The following is a 5,037-nucleotide window of genomic DNA, read 5'->3' as shown; positions in this document are numbered from 1 at the left end:
TTAATAAACTTATCACTGAACGAAGCATAACTAAGAGAGATAATCTGCTGATTACCGAAATAGTCATCCCATACAGTTCTTGATGTGCACTGCGCTAGAGCATTAAGTTTTAATTCGTCTAGCGATGTATACTTGCCCTCCAAAGCCAAGAAATACAAAGCTTCTTCAGGACGTTCGAATGCCATGAATATGATAAATTGCTCTCCATGCCTGGAAATTGACATAAGACTATCATAAGTCTTTCGAATTACATCCTCTAGAAATTTTCCATGCTCAACAAGAACAGAATCCCTAGCAAAAGACTCTACCTCTAGAACGGCCTTAGCATGAATATAGTACAACAGCGTGTTGATATAAATATCACAATCTGCTTTTAGCTCAAGAACATAGGATTGAATTTCATCGATATTTTTATCGTAAAAGGCTGGATATCGATCACCGATCCTTATTTGCAGTTCGGCAATGAGGGCGCTTGATTTTTCACTGACCTTTTCAGCCCTAGCCATCAGGATAGATTCTTTCCTATAGCTTTTTGACTCTCTCCAAAAATTGTGCAGGTCGTTATAACTTGCCAACAGCGCCCGATTACCAGTTTGATGATGCAGCTTGTGCAGTACATCAATCAAAGGGGAAAAATCCATCAGTACGTTGATATTGTTTATAGGGCGAATGAGCGAGAAGAACTCAGGAATTGAGTAGCCTTCGGACAAATAGCCGAGTTGCCCATTTTTTTTCCGAGCAGCGATCATCAGCTTAGATTCAGACATGCTCCCTCCCCTTAAGATTTGGTCCCCCCCGCAGAAGCCTACAGAGGGCATAAGTTAAGCACGTGCTCCACGCTGCTTAAGAGAACCACTCACTGGATGCGAATGTGGCTCATTAGGAAATTTTTGAACTTTGGTTTTGTCAGTCGCGAACGTCCACTTTTTCGAAAGCTGCCTATAAGGAAGGGAAGCAATCGACAAAATGGCCGATAAATATATAGGCTAGTAGCCATTTTGAAAACTTCTCATTTTTTGTCGACGCCGGTCAGCGTCTATGACTCCCACTATCCTAATTTTACCTCGTATTCACGGCCAGTTGCTTTCATTCCATTGCTGGTGTGCAGGGTCGAAGCTGCCCACCCTCTACCTTCGGAGTCCTCGGAGATGAAGGGCAAGCCAGCACTCTCTAAATTGTCCCGTGTCATGTATCTAACTCGGCACTGTCAGACCGGCCCGTAGCATTCGAGATTCCCGAGAAAGAGTATTTTTGTGCCACGTACTTCGCCGAATTCTCGATATACGGAAAGACAGTACTCTCGTTGATGTTCAGCAGATCCAACTGACGCAAAATTTCGAATTTATTCGAGACGGAAATTCGCTTCAAGCTGATTTCCTCCGTGCCACTTTCATTGAGCACTGCGTCCAGCCCAAACAGCAAAAATGCTCCGGATTGAGAGGTAATGCGACTATTACTGCGTTTGCCTTTAACACAGAGGATAGTGCGCAGGTGTTCCCGCTTGATACGCGGCTCAAAAAACGACTTCTCTTCTTTGACAAAGTGGATAAGTCGCCGAAGAGTTAGCTGGCCATTGAACTCGTCGATGTCTTCAATGCTATGATCAATGGCGTCCTTATCGACCTTTGGTAGCCGAGCTAAATTCGCAAGACAGCTTGCAGTGTCAGAATCAAAGTACTTAATCTGCTCCCGATCAACTGTCAGGATGATGACCTCTCCTTCAACATTGGGGTTCGATTTGCATGCGAAATACAACGCAATTAAGGGATTCGATGTGATGTCGAGAAGCCGAGTTGGTAGCGAGTAGTGTTGCATGCGTACCAGTCGGTCGAGAGTGTAGTTGTCCTCGTGAAAGTCGATAGAATTCGAGACTAACAGTTCACGATACAGCGTATGTTCGTAGTCCAAGTACAGGTAATTGCCTTGTGCGTCTTTTCTGAACAGTGATGGCTCTAGCTTGTATCGGACACGACTTGAATGGCCGCGATAAAAAACCTCCCTCGCACCCGAATGGACCTGAAACACCTGCTGAATAAACTCGCCCACCGTCGACACCTTGAGTGACGGTGGAGCCTCCGGTAGGGCGTCGACTAATGCTGGCTCTTGTTCCGGTCCAGCCGCCTCACCTGCGCCCAGTAGGCCGCGTTCACGCAACCGTACGAAAAGGTCTTCATCTTTAATCGCCCAATGCGTACGACTCATCTCCCAATCTCTGATGTCCAGCAACGAAGCGATTGGTTTGATAGTTGCGTATGGAATGGGGGGGATATCGCTACTCAGTTCAAATTCAATGCGTATGGAACGTCCTTGCTCCTTGATCGAGCGTAGTATGCCGACCCGAACGTCCTCCTCATCCCCTTCATAAGCGAAGAGGCACGGCCATGACAGGAGAGTTTGGATATGGCTATCCGTCAGAATCGTGAACGCTTCTGCGATCTTGTCGTTTGTGTACTCAAGAAATCGGCTACGGTCATAAAGGTAGAAGCCATGGTCCCAAGCACCGCTGCGCGCCGTAACAAAGAAGTGATACATACTTTCCCTAGTTTTCTATCGTTGTTAATGGCCCCTCAGCCACCCTGCTCTCCCATTACAGACAATCAATCTTATCAAATGCAAGCCTGTAGGAGGGTTAAAGACCGTGCATATAAATGGAGTTTTGATTTCACTACCCATGCTGCACTGGTACGCATGGGTCGACAACATGTCTGACGCCATATGAATCCTCGATTCGATTCCACCGAACGCCATATCTAGCTGATTTATTTATAGTTATTAGTTGGGGTACGCCGAATTTTCCACCGCAATCCAGACGCCCGGAAAACCTGACCTCCCCGAAGCATACCGTTCGTCTGGTGCCGGCACCATACAAAACGAAGCCCCTGCAGAAATGCAGGGGCTTTGTTGTTTCTGGGTCGCTTGTTTTTTGTCCACACCTTGAAACTTTCGGGACCACCTACGGGGGCTACCTGAAAAGGGAAACCTGTGGGAGCGAGCTTGCTCGCGATGAGGCCGCCAGCCTCACTGTAGATCTCCAGTCATAACTATCTTGCTGCCCCTTCCCCCATCCCGCGCCTACAAGCTTTTCGACGGCGATCGCCTCTACCTCCTAGTCCAACCCAATGGTCGCAAAGGCTGGCGGCTCCGTTACGTCAAACCTGACGGACGCGAAGGACTGACCTCGTTCGGCAACTACCCCGTCATTGGCCTCGCCGATGCGCGCCGCAAGCGCTTGGAGGTCGAGCGAATGCTGGCGGATGGCATTGATCCCATAGAGACCAAGCACCAAGCCAAGGCGGAAGCCGTAATCAAAGGCAGAACCTTCGAAAGCGTTGCGCTCGACTGGCATACGGAAATGTCGGCCAAGTGGGCACCAGGCCATTCCAAGACTGTGATGAGTCGCCTCAAAACTCACGTGTTCCCGCTGATCGGCGCCCGCGCCATTGTCGACCTCGACACCCATGACCTCATGCAACCCTTGGAAGCGATCAAGAAGCGCGGAACGATAGACGTTGCTTTAAGGGTACAAAACTACCTGCAGAGCATCATGCGCAAGGCAAAGCGCCTACGGCTTATCACCGCAAACCCTGCTTACGACCTCGAAGGCTTGATCAAAACCCCTCGGGTGGTACATCGCCCCGCTCTACCCTTATCGCGACTGCCGGAACTACAGGAGCGGATCGACACCTATAAAGGCCGCGCACTTACCCGTCTGACGGTGATGCTATCGCTGCATGTGTTTGTACGATCCAGCGAGCTCCGTTTCGCACGCTGGAGCGAGTTCGACCTTAAGCGCGGCACTTGGGAGATACCGGACACTCGACCCGCGTTGGAGGGAGTACCCTTTTCCACAAGGGGTACGAAGATGGCAGGGGATATCCATTTAGTACCCTTATCGCCGCAAGCCGTGGCTCTGCTTGAACAGATCCACGTCCTCACCGGCAAATTCGACCTGGTGTTTGCAGGCGATGCCAAGCCCTGGAAACCCATGTCTGAAAACACGGTGAACAGTGCACTCAGAAAAATGGGCTATGACACCAAAACCGAAATCTGCGGGCATGGGTTTCGTTCGATGGCCTGTAGTGCGCTGATTGAATCAGGACTGTGGTCCGAGACCGCCATTGAAAGGCAGATGAGCCACAAAGAGCGGAACAACGTCCGCGCCGCTTACATCCACAAGGCAGAGTTCATTGAGGAGCGCAGGCTGATCATGAACTGGTGGAGCCGGTACCTTGAGGCAAATAGACAAGAGCATGTCACGCCGCATGAGTTTGCGAACTGTAGCGGCGCTACAGTTACACCACTTAAGTCGGCGAAAAGTCCCAAACGTGGGCTCAGTCCGCTCCGTATCGAGTAGGCTCCTGTAGGGATGAACCGCGAAGGGATGGCACAGTACTGGCCACCAGCGCCTCCCAAGGCTATGATCCCAAAACCCCTTCAGTCGGAATGAGGCAACTGAAGGCCTCAGATTGAAACGAAAGATCTAAATGTGATAAAGAGTATTAAATAGCCATAAAAAAGGTCTTAACGAATCAAGGAAGAATATAATTGAGCAGCCTAGAAGATTCGTCGCTTTATATTTCAGTAGATGAGTTAGACTATCAATCATGCATCGACGTAATTGAGCATACCGAAACAATAGATGAAGTAAAAGCAAACATTCGAATACATCATCTAAAGTTTGATGGGAACGGTAGGCCAATGTCCAAGGCCCTAGCCGAGCTACTTTACCAATACATAATTGACTATTGCATAGCCTCGAAAAACAGGCCAGAAACCCTAACAAATAGACAATCCGCACAACTAACAAAAGAGGCACGAAAGTTATTTAGACATCCAGAAATATCAGAGGATGATCCTGACAAAACTGGAGAGGCTGGTGAAACACTTCTTTTCTTTTTAACAGAAGCAATTCTTAGAGCACCTCAAATCGTTGCAAAAATGGAATTAAAGACGAATAGGCGTTTGGAGTCAAACGGGTCTGACGGTATCCATATGCGCTGGTGCGAACAAGATCAATTCTGTCTCTTATACACATCT

The 5,037-nt window shown here is 48.7% G+C and carries 4 protein-coding genes; 2 read left to right on the top strand and 2 right to left on the bottom strand.

What is annotated here, in order from left to right:
* Both UB23_RS22695 and UB23_RS22690 read right to left on the bottom strand, forming a co-directional pair.
* On the bottom strand, positions 1–767 hold a 767-nt coding region (locus tag UB23_RS22695), incomplete at its 3' end, for a hypothetical protein (RefSeq protein WP_152644315.1).
* 418 nt (positions 768–1,185) lie between these two features.
* Positions 1,186–2,532 carry an FRG domain-containing protein gene (locus UB23_RS22690; protein WP_045061531.1) on the bottom strand — a complete coding sequence of 449 codons (1,347 nt, stop codon included), beginning with the start codon at positions 2,530–2,532 and terminating at the stop codon, positions 1,186–1,188.
* 514 nt (positions 2,533–3,046) lie between these two features.
* Between UB23_RS22690 and UB23_RS22685 the strand changes: the two genes are divergently transcribed.
* Together UB23_RS22685 and UB23_RS28860 are read left to right on the top strand one after the other, a co-directional pair.
* The gene (locus tag UB23_RS22685; RefSeq protein WP_236695881.1) at positions 3,047–4,354 is read left to right on the top strand and encodes a tyrosine-type recombinase/integrase; all 1,308 of its coding nucleotides are present in this window, start codon (positions 3,047–3,049) and stop codon (positions 4,352–4,354) included.
* 191 nt (positions 4,355–4,545) lie between these two features.
* Positions 4,546–5,037, top strand: a 492-nt coding sequence (locus UB23_RS28860) for a Hachiman antiphage defense system protein HamA (protein WP_152644314.1), incomplete at its 3' end; no start/stop codon positions are given.

This window comes from Pseudomonas sp. ES3-33, assembly GCF_000952175.1.
In the GTDB taxonomy this organism is placed as follows: Bacteria; Pseudomonadota; Gammaproteobacteria; order Pseudomonadales; family Pseudomonadaceae; genus Aquipseudomonas; species Aquipseudomonas gregormendelii.
This window is presented reverse-complemented; position numbering and strand designations above follow the sequence as displayed.

What these genes read in the sequence shown, in the direction of transcription:
- UB23_RS22690 (WP_045061531.1), bottom strand. Translation starts at nt 2,532, where the DNA reads ATGTATCACTTCTTTGTTACGGCGCGCAGCGGTGCTTGGGACCATGGC.